At 64.1% G+C, this 17,887-nt stretch carries 14 protein-coding genes and 2 pseudogenes; 7 read left to right on the top strand and 9 right to left on the bottom strand.

Features of this window, described 5'->3' with window-relative positions:
- The 3 genes from AB7G19_RS14310 to AB7G19_RS14300 all read right to left on the bottom strand — a co-directional run bounded on the left by AB7G19_RS14310 (position 1) and on the right by AB7G19_RS14300 (position 3,596).
- Entirely contained in the window at positions 1–1,005 is a 1,005-nt protein-coding gene (locus tag AB7G19_RS14310) for a Gfo/Idh/MocA family protein (protein WP_028153038.1), read from the bottom strand.
- A gap of 181 nt (positions 1,006–1,186) precedes the next feature.
- Complete coding sequence (locus AB7G19_RS14305; RefSeq protein WP_354130489.1) at positions 1,187–2,599, bottom strand: mannose-1-phosphate guanylyltransferase/mannose-6-phosphate isomerase; 1,413 nt, start codon at positions 2,597–2,599, stop codon at positions 1,187–1,189.
- A gap of 7 nt (positions 2,600–2,606) precedes the next feature.
- Positions 2,607–3,596, bottom strand: a complete 990-nt coding sequence (locus tag AB7G19_RS14300; protein WP_354130490.1) for an SDR family NAD(P)-dependent oxidoreductase — start codon at positions 3,594–3,596, stop codon at positions 2,607–2,609.
- Between the two features lie 221 nt (positions 3,597–3,817).
- On the opposite strand from AB7G19_RS14300, the gene AB7G19_RS14295 reads away from it, so the two are divergent.
- Positions 3,818–4,777 carry a lysylphosphatidylglycerol synthase transmembrane domain-containing protein gene (locus AB7G19_RS14295; RefSeq protein WP_354130491.1) on the top strand — a complete coding sequence of 320 codons (960 nt, stop codon included), beginning with the start codon at positions 3,818–3,820 and terminating at the stop codon, positions 4,775–4,777.
- 102 nt (positions 4,778–4,879) lie between these two features.
- Positions 4,880–5,653 (top strand): glycosyltransferase family 2 protein, encoded by a 774-nt coding sequence (locus AB7G19_RS14290; RefSeq protein WP_354130492.1) that lies wholly within the window; start codon positions 4,880–4,882, stop codon positions 5,651–5,653.
- On the opposite strand, the gene AB7G19_RS14285 is transcribed toward AB7G19_RS14290, so the two are convergent.
- The 4 genes from AB7G19_RS14285 to rfaD form a co-directional block, all read right to left on the bottom strand.
- Positions 5,631–7,553, bottom strand: a complete 1,923-nt coding sequence (locus AB7G19_RS14285) for an SDR family NAD(P)-dependent oxidoreductase (RefSeq protein ID WP_441267886.1) — start codon at positions 7,551–7,553, stop codon at positions 5,631–5,633. The two genes, AB7G19_RS14290 and AB7G19_RS14285, sit on opposite strands and share 23 nt — an antisense overlap.
- A gap of 85 nt (positions 7,554–7,638) precedes the next feature.
- Positions 7,639–8,928 carry an O-antigen ligase family protein gene (locus tag AB7G19_RS14280; RefSeq protein WP_354130494.1) on the bottom strand — a complete coding sequence of 430 codons (1,290 nt, stop codon included), beginning with the start codon at positions 8,926–8,928 and terminating at the stop codon, positions 7,639–7,641.
- Positions 8,925–10,409 carry a D-glycero-beta-D-manno-heptose-7-phosphate kinase gene (rfaE1, locus tag AB7G19_RS14275; protein ID WP_354130495.1) on the bottom strand — a complete coding sequence of 495 codons (1,485 nt, stop codon included), beginning with the start codon at positions 10,407–10,409 and terminating at the stop codon, positions 8,925–8,927. The genes AB7G19_RS14280 and rfaE1 overlap by 4 nt, the downstream gene beginning before the upstream one ends.
- Before the next feature lie 12 nt (positions 10,410–10,421).
- Positions 10,422–11,402, bottom strand: a complete 981-nt coding sequence (rfaD, locus tag AB7G19_RS14270) for an ADP-glyceromanno-heptose 6-epimerase (protein WP_354130496.1) — start codon at positions 11,400–11,402, stop codon at positions 10,422–10,424.
- 174 nt (positions 11,403–11,576) lie between these two features.
- Between rfaD and waaF the strand changes: the two genes are divergently transcribed.
- The 3 genes and pseudogenes from waaF (at position 11,577) to AB7G19_RS14255 (ending at position 13,727) form a co-directional block, all read left to right on the top strand.
- Positions 11,577–12,647 (top strand): lipopolysaccharide heptosyltransferase II, encoded by a 1,071-nt coding sequence (gene waaF, locus AB7G19_RS14265; protein WP_354130497.1) that lies wholly within the window; start codon positions 11,577–11,579, stop codon positions 12,645–12,647.
- Complete coding sequence (locus AB7G19_RS14260) at positions 12,640–13,176, top strand: D-glycero-alpha-D-manno-heptose-1,7-bisphosphate 7-phosphatase (protein ID WP_354130498.1); 537 nt, start codon at positions 12,640–12,642, stop codon at positions 13,174–13,176. The genes waaF and AB7G19_RS14260 overlap by 8 nt, the downstream gene beginning before the upstream one ends.
- A gap of 242 nt (positions 13,177–13,418) precedes the next feature.
- Positions 13,419–13,727 (top strand): annotated as a pseudogene (locus AB7G19_RS14255) (PilZ domain-containing protein).
- A gap of 221 nt (positions 13,728–13,948) precedes the next feature.
- Here AB7G19_RS14255 and AB7G19_RS14250 read toward each other — a convergent pair.
- Positions 13,949–14,170: pseudogene (locus tag AB7G19_RS14250) on the bottom strand (glycosyltransferase); the annotation flags it as partial.
- An 814-nt stretch (positions 14,171–14,984) separates the two neighbouring features.
- Here AB7G19_RS14250 and AB7G19_RS14245 point away from each other — a divergent pair.
- Positions 14,985–15,383, top strand: coding sequence for a hypothetical protein (locus AB7G19_RS14245; protein ID WP_283017097.1), 399 nt, complete (start codon positions 14,985–14,987; stop codon positions 15,381–15,383).
- A gap of 220 nt (positions 15,384–15,603) precedes the next feature.
- On the opposite strand, the gene AB7G19_RS14240 is transcribed toward AB7G19_RS14245, so the two are convergent.
- Positions 15,604–16,641, bottom strand: a complete 1,038-nt coding sequence (locus AB7G19_RS14240) for a glycosyltransferase family 4 protein (protein WP_354130499.1) — start codon at positions 16,639–16,641, stop codon at positions 15,604–15,606.
- Between the two features lie 126 nt (positions 16,642–16,767).
- Here AB7G19_RS14240 and galE point away from each other — a divergent pair, with 126 nt between their 5' ends.
- Positions 16,768–17,781 carry a UDP-glucose 4-epimerase GalE gene (gene galE / locus AB7G19_RS14235; protein WP_354130500.1) on the top strand — a complete coding sequence of 338 codons (1,014 nt, stop codon included), beginning with the start codon at positions 16,768–16,770 and terminating at the stop codon, positions 17,779–17,781.
- The last annotated feature ends 106 nt before the right edge of the window (positions 17,782–17,887 follow it).

Below are 17,887 nucleotides of genomic sequence, written 5' to 3'. Positions count from 1 at the left end.
TCAGCCCGCGACGCGGCGCGGACCCTTGCGGGCGGACGACGTGGCTGCGGGCCGCGACGGTGTTTCCAGGCACTGCGTGGCGATCTCGAGGCTGGCGACGCCCTCGTCGCCGGTGACCGCCGGCGTCTCGCCGTTGCGGACGGCCTTCAGGAACGCGATCAGCTCGGCGCGGAGCGGCTCGTCGTGGCCGACCGGCAGATGCCGCATCGAATAGCTGCCGTCCGGCTTGAAGCCGAAGCACTCGGTGACCTGGCGCGTCAACAGATCGCCCATCACGTATTTGCCGCGGGTCGCGACCGTGACGCTGCGCGCCTTGAACGGCGTCAGCCAGTTGGTGTTGATGTGCGCGAGCACGCCATTGGCGGTGCGGAACTGCAGGAGCGCGATGTCCTCGCGCTCGGCGACCGCGCTCGACAATTGCGGCTGCACCTCGACGATGTCGGATTCGGTGAACCAGCGGATCAGATCGATGTCGTGCACGGCGAGATCGATGACGACGCCGACATTGGACATGCGCGGCGGGAACGGACCGACACGGGTGATCGCGATGGAGAGAATATCCTCGCCCGCGATCGCCTGCTTGACGGCGGCGACCGCCGGATTGAAGCGCTCGACATGGCCGATCATCAGCGTGACGCCGGCTTTTTGCGCGGCGGCGACGATCTCGCGACCTTCCGCGACCGTGGAGGCGATCGGCTTCTCCACCAGCACATGAACGTTCCTGGCGATGCAGGCGAGCGCGACCTCGTGATGCAGATGGGTCGGCGCGGCGATGGTGACGGCGTCGACGCCTTCGGCGAGGAGCTGGTCGAGCGTCTCGAAACCCTGGCAGCTGGCAAGCTCGGTGGTGCGGGTCAGATGCGCTGGCGACGGATCGACCACACCGACGAGGCTGACGCCTGGAAGACCCGCGAGCACGCGCGCATGGTTGCTGCCCATCACGCCCGCGCCAACGACGCCAACGCGCAAGCCGGCCTTTGCCGGTGCAAACCCTTTGGAACTCATCTGAGCAAACCCCGATTCAACGCAAATCCCCGGGCCGCTTCTAGCACGGGCGCCACATTTGTGGCGAATGTCAGCCGCATTGACCGGACACGATTTGATTCAAAAAGTTACACGTTCCCCGGGCCTTAGCACCAAAAGCTTGCGCCCTCTGGCCCGGGTCGCGTGATTCGGAGCTTGCTGGTTACGACCTTTGATAGTCGTCTTCAATCCGGATGATGTCGTCTTCCCCGAGATAGCTTCCGGTCTGGACCTCGATGAGTTCCAGCATGATCTTGCCGGGATTCTCCATCCGGTGCACCGCGCCCATCGGGATGTAGATGGACTCGTTCTCGTGCACCGTCTTGACGGTCTCGTTGACGGTCACCCTGGCCGCGCCGCGAACGACGATCCAGTGCTCGGCACGATGATGGTGCTTCTGCAGCGACAGCCGCCCGCCCGGCTTCACCACGATGCGCTTGACCTGATGACGCTCGCCATTGTCGACGGACTGGTAGCTGCCCCAGGGCCGGTGCACCTTGAGATGCTCCTCGGTGACCTTCGGTGCGACCGTCTTCAGCTTGGTCACGAGGCGCTTCAGGCCGTTGGCATCCTTCTGGCGCGAGACCAGCACCGCATCCGCGGTGGCGACCACGACGAGATCGTCGACGCCTTCGAGCGCGACCAGCGCTGCATCTGTGGTGACGTTGCAGTTGCGCGAGTCTTCGAACACCGCGCTGCCGTGCGAAGCATTGCCTTGCGCGTCCTTCTCCGACAACTCCCACACCGCGTGCCAGGAGCCGACGTCGGACCAGCCGCAGGACACCGGCACGACTGCTGCGCGCGAGGTCTTCTCCATCACCGCATAGTCGATCGAGATCGCCTTCGCCGCGCCGAACGCCTCGGGCTCCAGCGTCACGAAGCCGAGATCGCGGCCGGCATTGCTCACTGCATTGGACACCGCCTCGACGCTCGCCGCGTCGACCCTGCGATACTCGTCGAGCAGGACAGTGGCCGGGAACATGAAGTTGCCGCTGTTCCAGAGATAGCCCGAACTGACATAGTCGGCAGCCTTCACGGCATCAGGCTTTTCGACGAAGCGCGCGACGGCGTGCACCTCGCCGGAGATCACCTCGCCCGGGCTGATATAGCCGTACTCGGTCGCCGGCCGCTCCGGCTTGACGCCGAAGGTGACGATGCGCCCGGCGCTCGCGGCGGTGAGGCCTTCACGGCACGCCGCGACGAAGGCCGCATTGTCCTGCACCACGTGGTCGGCGGCGAGCGCGAGCACGATCGCGTCACTGGAGCGGTTCTGCGCGAACACCGCGCCCGCGGCGATCGCAGGGCCGGAATCGCGCCGCATCGGCTCGAGGATCACGTCGGCCTCGATGCCGATCTCGGCGAGCTGCTCCAGCACCATGAAGCGATAGGACGCGTTGGTGATGACGATCGGACGATCGAACAGCGAGGCATCCGACACGCGCAACAGCGTGTCCTGGAAGGTCGAACGCGTGCCGAACAGCGGCAGGAACTGTTTTGGGCGCACCTCGCGCGAAGCCGGCCACAGCCGCGTGCCGGCACCGCCGCACATGATCAGGGGGATAATGCGTTTGTCCATCGTCATTTCAAACCTTGAAGTAGTCCCGATACCAGGTGACAAAATTACGGACCCCAAGCGCGATCGGCGTTGACGGTGCAAAGCCGGTGTCGCGCGTCAGATCCTCGACATCCGCGAACGTTTCCAAGACGTCTCCCGGCTGCATCGGCAGCAATTCTTTGATTGCCGTCCGACCCAGCTCCTGCTCCAGAAGCCCGACGACATGCATCAGCTCTTCCGGATGGTGGTTGCCGACATTGTAGACCTTAGACGGCGCATTTGCGGCAGCCGGGTCATCCGCGGGCACCCGATCGATGAGCTTGGATACTACACGGGTGACGTCGTCAATATAGGTGAAGTCGCGACGCATTTTGCCATGGTTAAAGAGCCGGATCGGACGCTCCGCCATGATGGCGTTCACGAACAGAAACAGGGCCATATCGGGCCGGCCCCACGGGCCGTAGATGGTGAAGAAGCGCAGGCCCGTGACCGGCAGCCGGTAGAGATGGCTGTAGGACTGCGCCATCAATTCGTTCGCCTTCTTGGTCGCGGCATAGAAGCTCACGGGATGGTCGGTCCGGTCCTGCACGGCAAATGGCAGTTTAGTGTTGGCGCCATAAACGGAGGATGACGAGGCGTAGACGAGATGACGACAAGAGTTGTTGCGGCAGCCCTCCAGCACGTTGAGAAAGCCCTGGAGGTTGGAATCGGCGTAAGTGTGCGGATGGTGGATCGAGTAGCGCACGCCCGCCTGCGCCGCGAGATGCACGACTTTGTCAAATCGATGTCGCGCAAACAGCGCCGCGATGGTCTCGCGGTCGGCAAGATCGGCCTCGACGAAGGCGAAGCGGGAATCGTTCCGAAGCAGCGCCAGGCGCGCCTGTTTCAGCGCCGGATCGTAATAGCTGTTGAGATTGTCGAGCCCGACCACGGGCCGGCCCTCGGCCAGAAGCTGCCGGGCGACGTGAAAGCCGATGAACCCGGCGGCTCCCGTGACCAAAATCGCCTGATCCGTCATCCTGTTCCCAAGCGATCTGTTGCCACGCGATCCCGAAGCCGGCCCTGCGGCGCCTCTTTAGCCGCGGTATCGAGGCCGTCGCAATAGCCTCGCCGCTGTTCATCACCGCACTTGATAAGCGCTATTGCAAGATCGGCGCCAAAACCATACCAAAGCGGCCGAATTCGACGCCTCGCGTCGGGTTGCCTCAAATCTTCTCAAACCCTGATCAAGCGGGCGAGATGCGCCGGATCCTGCTGTCGACGGCCAAAATCCTGATTTCCGGAGCGCTGCTCTACCTGGCGCTGCGCAAGGTCGATCTGTCCGAACTGTTTTCACGCCTGACCGCGACCAGCCTGCTCTGGATCGCCATGGCGATCGCGGTCACGTTCCTGCAAATCTTCGTCGGCGTGGTCCGCTGGCGCGAGGTCAGCGCCGAATGCGGCGCGCCGCTCGAGCTCGGCCGCGCGATGCGCTACAACGTGATCGGTGCGTTCTTCAACCAGACGCTGCCCTCCGCGATCGGTGGCGATGCGGTCCGGCTGTGGTTGGTTGCGCGCGCCGGCGCCGGATGGCGTGCGGCCACCTACTCGATCTTCGTCGACCGCGCGATCGGCCTTGTCGCGCTGGCGATCGTCGTCGTCGCGAGCCTGCCCTGGAGCTACGAGCTCATCACCGATCCGCACGGACGCTCGGCGCTGCTGCTCGTCGATTTCGCCGCGCTCGCGGGCGGCGTCGGTTTCCTGATCTTCGGCGCGCTGAAATGGTCGTGGCTGAAGACCTGGTGGGCCACCCATCACATCCACGCCTGCGCCGTGATTGCCAACCGCGTGATCTTCAACGCCAAGCGCGGACCGATCGTCGCAATTCTGTCGCTTCTCGTTCACGTGCTCGCCGTCGTCATTGCGTGGTGCGTGGTGCAGTCGATCGCCGCACCCGTCAGCTTCGGCCAGACATTCCTCCTCATTCCGCCGATCATGCTGATCACCCTGATGCCGATCTCGATTGCCGGCTGGGGCGTGCGCGAGGCGACGATGGGCCTGGCCTTCGGTTTCGCCGGCCTTTCCGCCAACGAAGGCGTCAACGTCTCGCTGCTGTTCGGCGCCGTGCTCTTCATCGTCGGCGCGATCGGCGGCCTGGTCTGGATCCTCAGCGCGGAGAAGGCCGCAAAAGGGTCGGCGCCGCTCGGGGCGGGTGAATAAGCGTTCACAAGATCGGCACAGAAGCACCGCGACCGCTGCAGTACCTATCAACCCTCGGGGTTGTTTCCTATAATCTCCGGCGCGTAGCATCACGGACCCGGAATGAAGATCAGCGTCATCACTGCCAGCTACAACTCCCAGGCGACGATCGGCGCCACCATCGAATCCTTCCTCGCCCAGACACATCCCGACAAGGAGATGCTGGTGGTCGACGGTGCCTCAAAGGATGCGACGCTGAAGATCGTGGAGTCGTTCGGCTCCAGCGAGATCCGCGTGATCTCCGAGCCCGACAAGGGTGTCTACGACGCCATGAACAAGGGGCTGCATCTGTTCAAGGGCGACGCGATCGGATTCCTCAATTCGGACGACACGTTCCACAACGACAGCGCGCTGGCGGCGATCGCGGCGGCGTTGGAACAGGCCGATGTCGTCTATGGCGACCTCGACATGGTCACCGATCACCAATCCAAGGCCCTCGTGCGTGCCTGGCGTGGCGGACACTACGGTCGCTACTCGTTTCAGCTCGGCTGGGTCCCGCCCCATCCGACCTTCTACATGCGTCGGAAGGTCGCCGAGACGGTTGGCGACTACGATCTCAGCTACGTCACGACCGCCGATTACGATTACATGCTGCGTGCGCTGGCGCTGAACGACTACAGGGTCGCCTACCTCCAGCGCGTCATCGCCGATTTCCAGATGGGCGGCATCAGCACCCGCGGCTGGCGCGTGACCTTGCGCGCCAATCTGGAGTGCCTGCGGTCGCGCCGGCAGCATCTGAACGCGCCGGTCGTCGATGCCGCGTTCTTCCTGCGCTTTGCCCGGCGGATCTTTCAACTCCGCTCGCCGGCGTCCCTCAGGATGCAGCGCTCGCGTTGACGCCGAACTCCGGAACGGCATCCTTCAGGATGGTCCTGATGGTGGCCCGATCGTCATGCGCGATGGCGAGTTCGAGCGCGGAGATCCATTTGCGCAGCGTCTGCATCGGCGGCTCGTTCGGCTTCGCCGCCATGACGCCTGCGACCCCAATATCGACGGTCGGCTCCTCGGAGGCGAACAGAATTTCGTTCAGCCGCTCGCCGGGCCTCATGCCGCTGAACACGACCTCGATGTCGTGGCCGGGCTGCAAACCGGAAAGCCGGATCATCCGTTCCGCCAGATCGACGATCTTCACCGGCTGGCCCATGTTCAGCACGTAGACCGAAACGTCGAAACGCCTGGCGCCGAGCGCGTGGGTCGCGGCGGTGATGACGAGATCGCAGGCTTCGCGGATGGTCATGAAATAGCGGACCATGTCGGGATGCGTCACGGTAACCGGACCGCCGGCCTCGATCTGCGCCTTGAACTTCGGCACGACGGACCCGTTCGACGCCAGCACGTTGCCGAACCGGACCGAGATGAAGCGCATCGCCGGCTTCCTGCCGCCGGCCTGCGCCACGAGGTCGTGGTCGAGCGCCTGGCAATACATCTCCGCAAAACGCTTGGTGAGACCAAGCATCGAGACCGGCTCGATCGCCTTGTCGGTCGAGATCATCACCATGGCCTCGGCGCCTGCCGCAAGCGCGGCATCGGCCACGTTGATCGAACCGAAGATGTTGGTCTTGACGCCCTCGCTCCAGTCCCGCTCCAGGATCGGAACGTGCTTGAGCGCGGCGGCATGGAACACGATGTCCGGCTTGAACTCCGCCATCAGGCGCGTGATGCGCTCGCGGTCGCGGATGTCGGCGATCCGGCCTTCGATCTCGGCGCCGGAACCTTGCGCGGCGAGCGTCTCGGTGACCGCATAAAGGGCCGGCTCCGAATTCTCGACGATCAGGAGACGCGCCGCGCCGAACGCAACCACGCGCTCGCAGATCTCCGAGCCGATCGAGCCGCCACCGCCGGTGACGATGACGCTCTTGTCCCTGATCAGGGCTTCCAGCCGCGCGTAGTCGATCGTCTCGCTCGGCCGCAGCAGCAGGTCCTCGACGGCAACCGAGGTGAGCCGCGGCATATCCCCCCGCTCGAGCGACGGCAGGCGGCTGACGATCAGGCCAAGCCGCCGCGACCGCATCAGCACGGATTCGGGATGCGATTCCGGTTCGAAGGCGGACGGCGTCATCACCACCCGGGCGATCGATTTGTCGCGCTTGGCGAAGCTAGCGATGACCTCCTCGATGTCGTCGATCGCGCCGACGACCGGCACGTTGCGGATGAGCTGGCCCAGATCGGAGCGGGACGGCGACAGCACCCCGACCGGCCGCAGATGCTTGATGGCACCGCTCTCGATGCCGCGGAGCACGACCTCGGCATCGGCGGTGCGCCCGATCAGGAGCGTCGGCGCGGCATTTTCGGTCCTGACATGATGCATCACCCGGGTATACCGGAAATAGCGATAGGTCAGCCGCAACACGCTCAGCGCGGAGATTTCCAGGAACCAGTAGAGGACGATGGTGATCTTGCCGAGAAAGAAGGTGCCGTGCACGTTCGGTGCGACGAAGATGTAGTCGAGCGCGAGAAGCGCGACGGTGAGCACCGTGGCGACGCGGATGATGTTCAGCGCATCGGGCAGCGAGATGAAGCGCCACTTCGTTGTCGTCAGGTTGAAGACGTAGAAGATGACCACGCTGAAAGCGAGGAAATAGGGCAGGATCTGCAGCAGCAGCGGCAAGCGGGCCGTGAAACCCGCGCCACCCTCGAAGCGCAGATAGAACGCAACGAACAGGGCCGCGGCCGTCGCCACCACGTCGTGAAGCGCGATCAGGAAATTACGCAAGGTAAGATGCGAAAGACGCGTCATCTGCCGGCCGACTATATCCAGTTCTTCAACACAACCTGATCGCGCTGATAACCCATCTGTCCGGGACTTGCCAGCGCTCCGAAGCTCAGCTGCGAGCTTCTCCCGGGCTCCGGCTGTTCCGGCCCGAATTGAGCACCATCCCGCCGGCCACACCGACACCGAGGACGTACATCCACCCTTCATGGAAGTCGAAAAGATGGGAATTGAACAGCGAGGTGAATACGTTTTGGACAACGACCAAAAGCCCTATCCAGTTGGCGAGATCGTCGCCGCGGAACAGGAGGAGATGCACCGCCCACATCGCATACAGGATGATGATGCCGACAACGCCCCATTGCACGGCCACGTTCAGCGTTTGGTTATGGGGATTGCCGATCACCTCGTTTGAGGCCTGGTAGGGGCCGCCGGTCGCAGCCTGCTCGAACAAGCCGCGCGTCGAGCCGGTTCCATGGCCGACGAGCGGCGCCTCGGCAAAGAAACCCAGCGATTTGCGCCAGAACTCGAGCCGAAGTCCGATCGATGTCGGGATGCCCTTGTCCCTGTACAGCTCGTACTGCACGGAGAATGTCTCAATCGTCGTGTGCAGCTTCGACGAGCTCTGCCATGCCAGCGCGGCGAGCGCCGCGAGAGCCACGAAGATGATGAGGACGCTGCGCCATTTCAAATGCAGCAGCCCGAACACCGCCAGCATGATCGGTATGGTCACGAGTGCGGTGCGCGAGATCACCACAAAGGCCATGTTGACGAAGAAGCTGAGCGCGATCGCCGCCAGCAGCGCGGCCAGCCAGACCCTCTTCTGCTGCAGCAGCTTCACGATCGGAAACGCGAGCGCGACCGCGCACAGCGTGAATTCCTGGCCCTGGTCGATATAGTTCTTCACGAAGATGCCGCGCGAATTGGCTTCTTCAGGCGGCTTCAGCGAGAGCGCGGGATGGAGAAACACCAGCCAGGACATCACCGACAGCAGCGCGCAGGACACCAGAAACGCGATGAACACAAGGTGGCCGCGCGACGAGCGTTCGAAGTGATAGATCAGGACCGGGAGCACCAGCAGCTTCGTCGTCGGGTTCACGGCGTAGAACCGCGCGCCCCAGGACGCCTCCGACCACAGCGTGCCGACGAGCGCGAGCAGGAACAGCGCGATCGGCAGTGCGCAGATCGGCCGCTTCAGCGACTGCAGAAAGTCCCTGACGTCGAGAAACGGCACCATGCAGACGAGCATCAAGACATTGAAGATCGCCGCCAGCGACGTCGACCACGGCAGCGAGGCCGCGGTCAGGATGGCAAACAGATCGACCGTCTCGGACCATGCCGCCGGACTGCGCAGGCGCCGGAGCGTCGTCCCCCACATCGACTCCCGCGCGAGCTCCGTCACTTCGTCTCTCCGCGCGCGCGATGAACCAGCGCGGTCGTGCTGAAACCCTTGAGAATGTCGATCAGCACGACCGTTCCGCCGGCGGCCTCGACGACCTCATGGCCGACCACCTGCTCGCGGGTGTAATCGCCGCCCTTGACCAGCACGCTCGGCGTGATGCGGGTAATCAGGTCGATCGGCGTGTCCTGCTCGAAGATGACGACGAGATCGACGGCCTCGAGCGCGGCCAGCACCTCGGCACGCGCCCGCTCGTCCTGGACCGGGCGATCCGCGCCCTTCAGCCGCCGCACCGAGGCGTCGCTGTTCAGCCCGACGATCAAGCGGTCGCAGGCGGAGCGCGCCGCGGTCAGCACCTTGACGTGACCGGGATGCAGGATGTCGAAGCAGCCATTGGTGAAGCCGACGCGCAGCCCCTGCCCCTTCCATTCAGCGAGCTGGGCCTCGAGCGCGCCAGGCGCGCTGACGACCTTCTCCTCGGCCGCGAGATAAGCATGCGGCAGGATCTTTCGCCGCAGCTCGTCGGCGCTGACGGTGGCGGTGCCCTGCTTGCCGACGGCGACGGCGGCGGCCGCACTGGCCATGCGCAGCGCCGTTTCCCAATCCGCGCCCGCCGCGATCGAGACCGCGAGCGCGGCAGCCACGGTGTCGCCGGCGCCGGAGACGTCGCGCACCTTCACCGGGACAGCCGGAACATGGACGGCCTCACCCTTGCGCGGCACCAGCGTCATGCCGTGCTCGCCCTGGGTGACCAGGAGCGCCTCGCAATCGGCCAACCGCATCACGTCCTCTGAGGCATCGACGATGCTCTGCGGCGTGTCGGCGCGGCTGCGGGTGGCTTCCGAAAATTCCTTGCGATTGGGCGTGAGCAGCGTGGCGCCGCGATAGATCGCCCAGTTCAGGCTCTTGGGATCGACGATCACGGGCTTGCCGAGTTTTCGCGCGGCATCGATGGTGTGGCGGATCACGCGCGCGGTCAGCACGCCCTTGGCGTAGTCGGACAGCAGCACGATGTCGGCGCGCGCGATCTGCGGCAGGATCGCCTCGATCAACTTCGTCTCGATTTCATCGGAGGCGGGCGCCGCCTGCTCCCAATCCGCGCGCAGCATATGCGTGGAGAAATGCTCGGAGACGAAGCGGACTTTTCGCGTGGTCGGCCGCGACGGATCGCACACCAGCGCGCTCTCGATGCCGGCATGGTCCGCCAGCGCGGCCTTGAGCCGCGCCCCCGCATCGTCCTCGCCGACGAGGCCGACGAAGACGCAACGCGCACCGAGCGAAGCGATATTGCGCGCGACGTTGCCGGCACCGCCGATATGGATCTCGCTGCGCTGGGCCACGATGACGGGGGTCGGCGCTTCCGGCGAAATCCGCGACACCTCGCCATAGACGAACTCGTCCAGCATGATGTCGCCGATGCAGAGCACCGTGCGGCCGGAGATGGCTTGCGCGAGGGCATCGAAATCGAGAATGGGCGTCGGCATGGTGATTGCGCCTTAGCGGAAACGGTCGGGCCGGTCGAGATAATCGGCGACATAGGCCTTCACCGCGTCCTCGAGCGTCGTGAAGCCGCCGTTATAGCCGGCGCGGTGGAGGCGATCGACCTTGCTCTCGGTGAAATATTGATAGCTGCCGCGGATCTGCTCGGGCATGTCGATGTAGTCGATGTTGGGGCTGGTGCCGAGCGCGGCATAGGCAGCCAGCATCAGCTCCCGGAAGCTGCGCGCCTTGCCGGTGCCGACATTGAACAGCCCGGACACCGCAGGCGTCGCCAGCAGCCACAGGATCACGCGCACGACGTCGTCGACATAGATGAAATCGCGGCGCTGGTCGCCGTCGGCGATGCCGTCGCGATGCGACTTGAACAGCTGCACGACGCGCCCCGCTTTGACGTCGTCGAAGCGACGCGCCAACACGCTCATCATCGTGCCCTTGTGGTATTCGTTGGGGCCGAACACGTTGAAGAATTTCAGGCCGGCCCATTGCGACGGCAGCGGATCGCCGTTCGCTGCGCGCCCGGCGACCGCGAGATCGAACAGCTGCTTGCTCCAGCCGTAGAGATTCATCGGCCGCAGTTTCTTCAGTGCGGGTAGCGAGGCATCGTCGTCAAAACCTTCCGCGCCGTCGCCGTAGGTCGCCGCCGAGGACGCGTAAATCAGCGGCACCGCGTTGGCCGTGCACCAGTCGAGCAGGCGCATCGAGAAGCGGAAATTGGTCTCGATCACGAGATCGCCGTCGGTCGCAGTGGTCTCGGAAATCGCCCCGAGATGGATCACGGCGTCGAGCTTGCGGCCCTTCAGCCAGTCAGCCAGCTCGGCCGGGGGAACGATATCCACAAGCTGCCGCTTGGCGAGATTGCGCCACTTGCCGTCGCTGCCGAGGTGATCGCAGACCACGACGTCGCCGCGGCCAGAATCGTTCAGCGCCGCGACCACATTCGATCCGATAAAACCGGCCCCGCCGGTCACCAGCAACATTCCAACCACCCTGCCCGATTTCTTGCGGCCCGATACCTGCCGTAGCGCATCATCTGCCAAAGTGTAAGCATTTTGGGCAGACGCTTTTGGACTCGCGCTTCTGCCGGCTTTACCTGCCGGCCCGGAGCGGCTAACCGAACCGCCTCATCAGAGCGCCCGCGGCACAATTAACGAATGAACACAGATTCGCAATTTGGCGGAAGTGAGAATCGGAGCGACACCCGCCCGATCCTGATCGTCCCCTATATGTGGATTGGCGATTTCGTCCGGAATCACACTGTTGTCAGGGTGCTCAACGAGCGATGGCCGAATCGGCCGGTCGATCTGCTGACCACGCCCCTGTGCGCGCCCCTGGTCGACTACATGCCCGGCGTGCGCCAGGGGATCGTCTGGGACCTGCCCCGCAGCCGTCTCGCCGTGGGCCGCCAGCTCGGCCTGGCGCGGCTCCTGCGCGAGCGGAACTACGGCACGGCCCTGGTGCTGCCGCGGACCTGGAAGGCGGCCATTGCGCCCGCGCTGGCCGGCATCCCCGAAAGGGTCGGCTTCGTCGGCGAATTCCGGTTCGGCCTGCTCAACCGCTGGCGCTGGGGCGAGAAGAAGCTGCCCCGCTTCATCGACAAGAACGCCGCGCTGGCCCAGCCCGACGGCGCGCCCCTGCCCCCGGAATGGCCGGTGCCGCAATTGCGGGTGCCGGCCGAGGAGATCGCCCGCTGGCGGCAGGCCAATGGCCTCAGCGCCGGCGCCGCCGTGGCGCTCGCGCCGGGCTCGGTCGGGGTGTCAAAACGCTGGACCTATTATCCGGAGGCCGCCCGCCTGCTGGTCGAGCGTGGGCTCGAGGTCTGGGTGGTCGGCGGCCCCGCGGAAAAGGGCCTCGCCCAGGAGATCGTCGCAGCCGGTGGCCCGGGCGTGCGGGACCTCACCGGCAACGATCTGCGTAACGGCGTCCTCGCCATGGCCGCGGCCGGCGTCGCGATCTCCAACGACTCGGGCCTGATGCATATCGCAGCCGCGCTCGACACGCCCACCATGGGCATCTTCGGCCCGACCAGCCCCTATCTCTGGGCGCCCCTCAACGGCCTCGCCGCGACCGTGGTCCAGACCAGGAGCGTGCTCGCCTGCCAGCCCTGCCAGAGCACGATCTGCAAGATGAACGACCACCGCTGCATGCGTGACATCGCGGCGCAGGATTTGGTCGAGATCGCAAGAGACGTGCTGGCCAGGACGCAGGGACTTGCAAATGTCTGACGGCCGCGCGGCGAAGCCCGCCGCATTCCTCGATCGCGACGGCGTCATCAATCACGACGATGGCTATATCGGCACGCGAGACCGCATCCGCTGGATGCCCAACGTTGCCAGGGCCATCCGCCGCCTCAACGAGGCCGGCTATTTTGTATTCGTCTTCACCAACCAGTCCGGCGTGGCGCGCGGCCTCTTTTCCGAAGCTGATGTGAACAGGCTGCACAGCTGGATGCGCGACGAGCTCGCTCGCGACGGCGCGCGGATCGATGACATCCGCTTCTGTCCCTATCATCCGCAAGGAACCATCGCCGGCTACATCGGGGAGCATGACTGGCGCAAGCCCGCGCCCGGCATGTTGCGCGATCTCGTCCAGCACTGGCCCGTGCAGCTCGACGGCAGTTTTGTGATCGGAGATCAGGCCAGGGACATCGAGGCCGGCAAGGCGCTCGGACTGCCGGGCTTTCTCTTTCCAGGCGGCGACCTCGACGCATTCGTGACCGGGGTGATCGCGAAGATTAGGCGACCGCTAACCTAACATGTTGCTTACACCCTCGGGAAGAATTGGCATCCTCTCTTTTCAATGGGGAAACAGCCATGGACAAGGACTCCATCAGGAGGACACGCTCAAGACATCCGCGATCTCGCGACGAAGGCGGACCCGTTCACCAAGAAGCGTCTGCTCGACCTCGCCGCCACCTATGAGCGCAGGCTTGGCCCGGCGCCTCACATTGCAAGAGGCGCAGGCGGGCATTCGCAGCCGCAGGCGAAACGTTAGGAATGCCCAAGGAGACGGAAAGCGAAAGTCAGCGCGTCGTCTTCGAGCGACCACTGACGGTGCAGATGATGGCGATCGACGGCACCTGGCGGCGCCCCTGCTTCGTGAAGGACGTGTCCGAGGGCTCAGCCACGCTTCGCGTCGAGAGTTCGATCGAAGGCCTCGCGCTGACCGAGTTCTTCCTCCTCCTGTCATCGACCTGACTTGCCTATCGCCGATGCCAGCTCGACCGCGTGAATGGCGACGAGCTCAAGGTCAGCTTCTTGCGTCAGAAGGCCAAGAAGAAACCGAGCCGAGAGACGTCGGCATGATCGACATTCGCCGCCGCGCGCGTGCCGCCTGCGGGCGGCGCAGTCTCATCGAAATTTCGGGATGACGCCAACCTACACCTGTTTTGCTCGACGAGTCAAAGCGACTTCGCAAAACCCGCAAAGGCATCGCGCGCGCCGCCAAGCCGTTGATTTCGCTGGCCCTGCTACTGGGCATGGGGTTGTTTTCGCGTTTTGGTTTGCGGCCGGCGAAAAGCGGCGGCTCAGAGCAGCGGCCGATAGACCTCGCCGATCCGTGCCGCCTCGGCATCGAGGCTGAACTTCTCAAGCACCCGCGCCCGTCCCCGCTCGCCCATCGCCGTGGCGGCGGCCACATCGCGCATCAGCGGCTCGAGCGCGGCCGCCTGCGCCTCCGCTTCACCGGTCGGGATCAGCACGCCGCTCACGCCATCCTCGACCACGAGCTCGGCAGCTCCAGCGCGCAGCAACGAGTGCTCGGCATTGCGCGCGGCCGGGGCGATAGCGGCGGCTAGAATCGGGAGAGCAAAGATGCCAGCCGCCTTTAAGCACCTCGCGCACAACGGGCTTTCGTGGAGGGCCAAGCGCATAGAAGCGGAGTGGCAACCTCTGGGTTGATCCAGATCAAAAGAACACAAGCACCGAGAGCATGGCCATGATTGTGTCGGTCGGACGCCCGGTTATTAAGAGACCATGGCGCACCTGGCAAATGTCTCCGCATCAAGTGCGGCTGCTCCCGGTCAACTCAATCAGGCACCGGCTCGCTCTCGGGAGACGACGTGCCCGACGGTTTCGGCCTTGTTCTGGTCAGGATCAGCAACTGTCAGCGAATCCAACAGCAGGTCTTGATTTCAGTCCGCCCGCTTTAGTCAGTGACTTGTCAGTTCATCCGCGGAGAAAGGGCAGCGTTGCTGCCGCTTGCGAAGGCTGAACCAAGATCACGTCGACCAAGACGAACCTTCATCGAGATTCGATCAGAGGTTTCGCCTCAAACGTCGCTCGATACATACCTGTTGGACAAGTTGACATAGCAATGGAGGTAATCCCATGCGGCGACCTTTCCAGTTCTGACAGATCCCACTCGTCATCGCGCTGCGCTGCGCGTTGCCTCGAGCAGACGAGTGCTCTGCAGAGCCTATTGACTTAGATCAAGGACAGGTTCGCCAGTTCGCCGCACCCAAATGCTGCTCAAGACCGATACGAAGGGGCGCGTCTTGCCGCGCGCCCATCGGCGTCGAAGAGGCTGATTTGGCAGTATTGACCATTTAGTCGGAGAGTTTCATGAGGACCTTCAATCCTTTGGTGACGTTGGTACTTCTCGTGACGCAATCGGCCTCGATTCAGGCTGCGGATTTGAACGGAGCTTGGACAATCGACGCCTCGGCCTGTGGCCAAATATTCACCAAAGAGAACAACAGGCTTGCCTTCAAGAAAGATGCTGATCTCCACGCGGGCGGTTTAATCGTCCAGGGAAGGCAAGTAACCGGCACATTTGAAAAATGCACGGTCAAATCGTTGCGCGATGACGGGCCGAACATGCGAATAATCGCGTCGTGCTCGGACGGCGTCTCGATTTCAGACGTCGCATTCGACCTGACATTCTCCGGAGAGAATAATATCACACTCAGCTCCAAGGAGCCGGTGCCAGTGCAAATGCCGTATGTGCGCTGCCCAATGTGAAGTCGACCGCGACGGTTTGAAGGAACCTGGATGGATGATCCGGGTATCGCAACTGCGGCCGATGATGACATCGTGCCGCTGTTTTGCCCGACGTGCCAAACGGCCTCGTAAAATCCGCAACGCATCTACCGGATTCCCAAGCCATTGATTCCGCTAGCACCGGCTACTGTGCATGGGGTTGTTTTCGCGGTTATTGTTTCGCAGCCCTGAGAACGACGCCTCAGAGCAGCGGCCGATAGACCTCGCCGATCCGCGCCGCTTCGGCATCGAGGCTGAACTTTGCCAGCACACTCGCCCGCCCCCGCTCGCCCATGGCGGTCGCAGCAGCAACATCGCGCATCAGCGGCTCCAGCGCCGCAGCCAGTGCATCGGCATCACCGGTCGGGACCAGCACGCCGCTCACGCCATCCTCGACCACGAGCTCCGCCGCACCAGCGCGCGCCGCGACGAGTGCGCTGCCCGCCGCCATCGCCTCGATCAGCGTCAGGCCAAAACCTTCGTTGCGCGAGGTGAAGGCGTAGATCGTCAGCCGCTGATACCAGCGCTGCACCTGTTCGATCGGCAACTCGCCGGTGATGACGATGCGCGATTGCAGGCCGGCGGCCTCAATGCGTTTCTTCAGGTCGTTCGCAAAGGGCATTTGCTCCGGTGTGACCTGACCAACGATGACAGCGATGAAATCCGGATAGCGCCGCAGCAACCGGCACATCGCATCGACGAACACATCCGTGCCCTTCTGCGCGCGCACGCGGCCGAAGCAGCCGATCGCGTAGCGACCGGGCAGCGCGGTTTCCGCGAACGCGGCGGCGCGATCGATCGGCGGCGCGTAGATGTCGGTGTCGACGCCATGCGGGATCACCGTCGCCTTTACTTTCAGAAACGAGGCCGAGATCTCTGATGTCGCGATGATCGCGTCCATGCGCCGGATCAGCCAACGCGTGATCCAACTGTGATGCCGCTGCGCCGCCGAGGTGAACACGAGCTTGAGCGGCCAGCCGAGCACACGCAGCGCGACGCCCGCGATCATCTCGTTGTTGCGCCGGGCGTGCCAGATCAGCGGCTCCTTGCGGCCCCATAATTTCAGGAAATCCGCAGTGCGCAGCCGCACAATTCCCTCCGGCGCGTCGGAGCCGAACCAGCCGGTTCGAAACAGCTTTGCCAGCCGCGGCGCCACCATCCGGTTGGTCGCGGTGACCCCGGAATAGCGCCTGTGCAGATTTGGCACGATCACTTCGAGATCGCCGGGGGAATTCGCCACGTCATGCTCCGTTACGGAAGCCCCCTATACGCAACATTAAGCATAGTGACCAGTTCAGGGCTGCCGAAACCCCCTCTTCACCGCGCAAACGTTAACTTGGCGCGTTGATCCAAGACGGGTGAGATCATGACTGTGCTAGTCACCGGCGGCGCCGGCTATATCGGAAGTCACACGGTCCTGGCGCTGGCGGAAGCCGGCGAGGACGTCGTCGTGATCGACGATCTCTCGACCGGTTTCTCGGCCTATCTGCCCGAGGGCGTGCCGCTGTTCATTGGCGACGCCGGCGACGAGAATCTGCTCGAGGGCGTGATCGCCCAGCACAACATCGAGAGCATCATCCATTTCGCGGGCTCCGTCGTCGTACCGGAGTCGATGCGCGATCCGCTCGGCTACTACCGCAACAACTTCATGACCGCGCGCAATTTGCTCAACGTCGCCGTCAAGCGCGGCATTAGCCGCTTCATCTTCTCCTCGACCGCAGCTGTCTACGGCAATCCGGACCTGGTGCCGGTGCCGGAGCACGCGCCGACGCGACCGCTGTCGCCCTACGGCTCGTCGAAGCTGATGACCGAGATCATGCTGCACGACGTCGCCGCCGCCTATGGCATGCAATACGTGACCTTGCGCTATTTCAACGTCACCGGTGCCGATCCGCAGGCGCGTATCGGGCTGGCCACCGTCGGCGCCACGCATCTGCTCAAGATCGCCGTCGAGGCCGCGACCGGCCAGCGCGCCAAGATCGACGTGTTCGGCACCGACTATCCGACCCAGGACGGCAGCTGCATCCGCGACTTCATCCACGTCTCGGACCTCTCGCAGGCCCATCGCTCGGCACTCGCTTACCTGCGCAACGGCGGCGTCTCGACCACGCTCAATTGCGGCTATGGCCGCGGCTATTCGGTGCTGGAAACCATCGACGCGGTGCGCCGGGTTTCGGGGCGCAGCTTCGCCGTGCAATACGCCCCGCGCCGGCCCGGCGACATCATGACCATGGTCGCCGACACCAGCCGCATCCGCGGCCTGCTCGACTGGAAGCCGCAATACGACGACCTCGAGACCATCGCGGCCCACGCGCTGGCCTGGGAGGACAAGCTGTTCCGCGAGCGCCATGGCGAGCTCCGCCACGCCGTCTCGGCCTAGATTCCATCCCAGCGCAAGCCCTTAATTGGGCTTGAAAAGCGCGGCTTTAGCGGGCACAGAGGCCCTTCGATCCCTGACGCGCGGGCAGGCTTTTCCTTGCCCCGTC

Origin of the sequence: Bradyrhizobium sp. 215_C5_N1_1 (assembly GCF_052075935.1) — a bacterium.
In the GTDB taxonomy this organism is placed as follows: Bacteria; Pseudomonadota; Alphaproteobacteria; order Rhizobiales; family Xanthobacteraceae; genus Bradyrhizobium; species Bradyrhizobium barranii.
The sequence above is the reverse complement of the archived record's forward strand: the minus strand, read 5'-3'. Positions and strand labels throughout refer to the sequence as shown.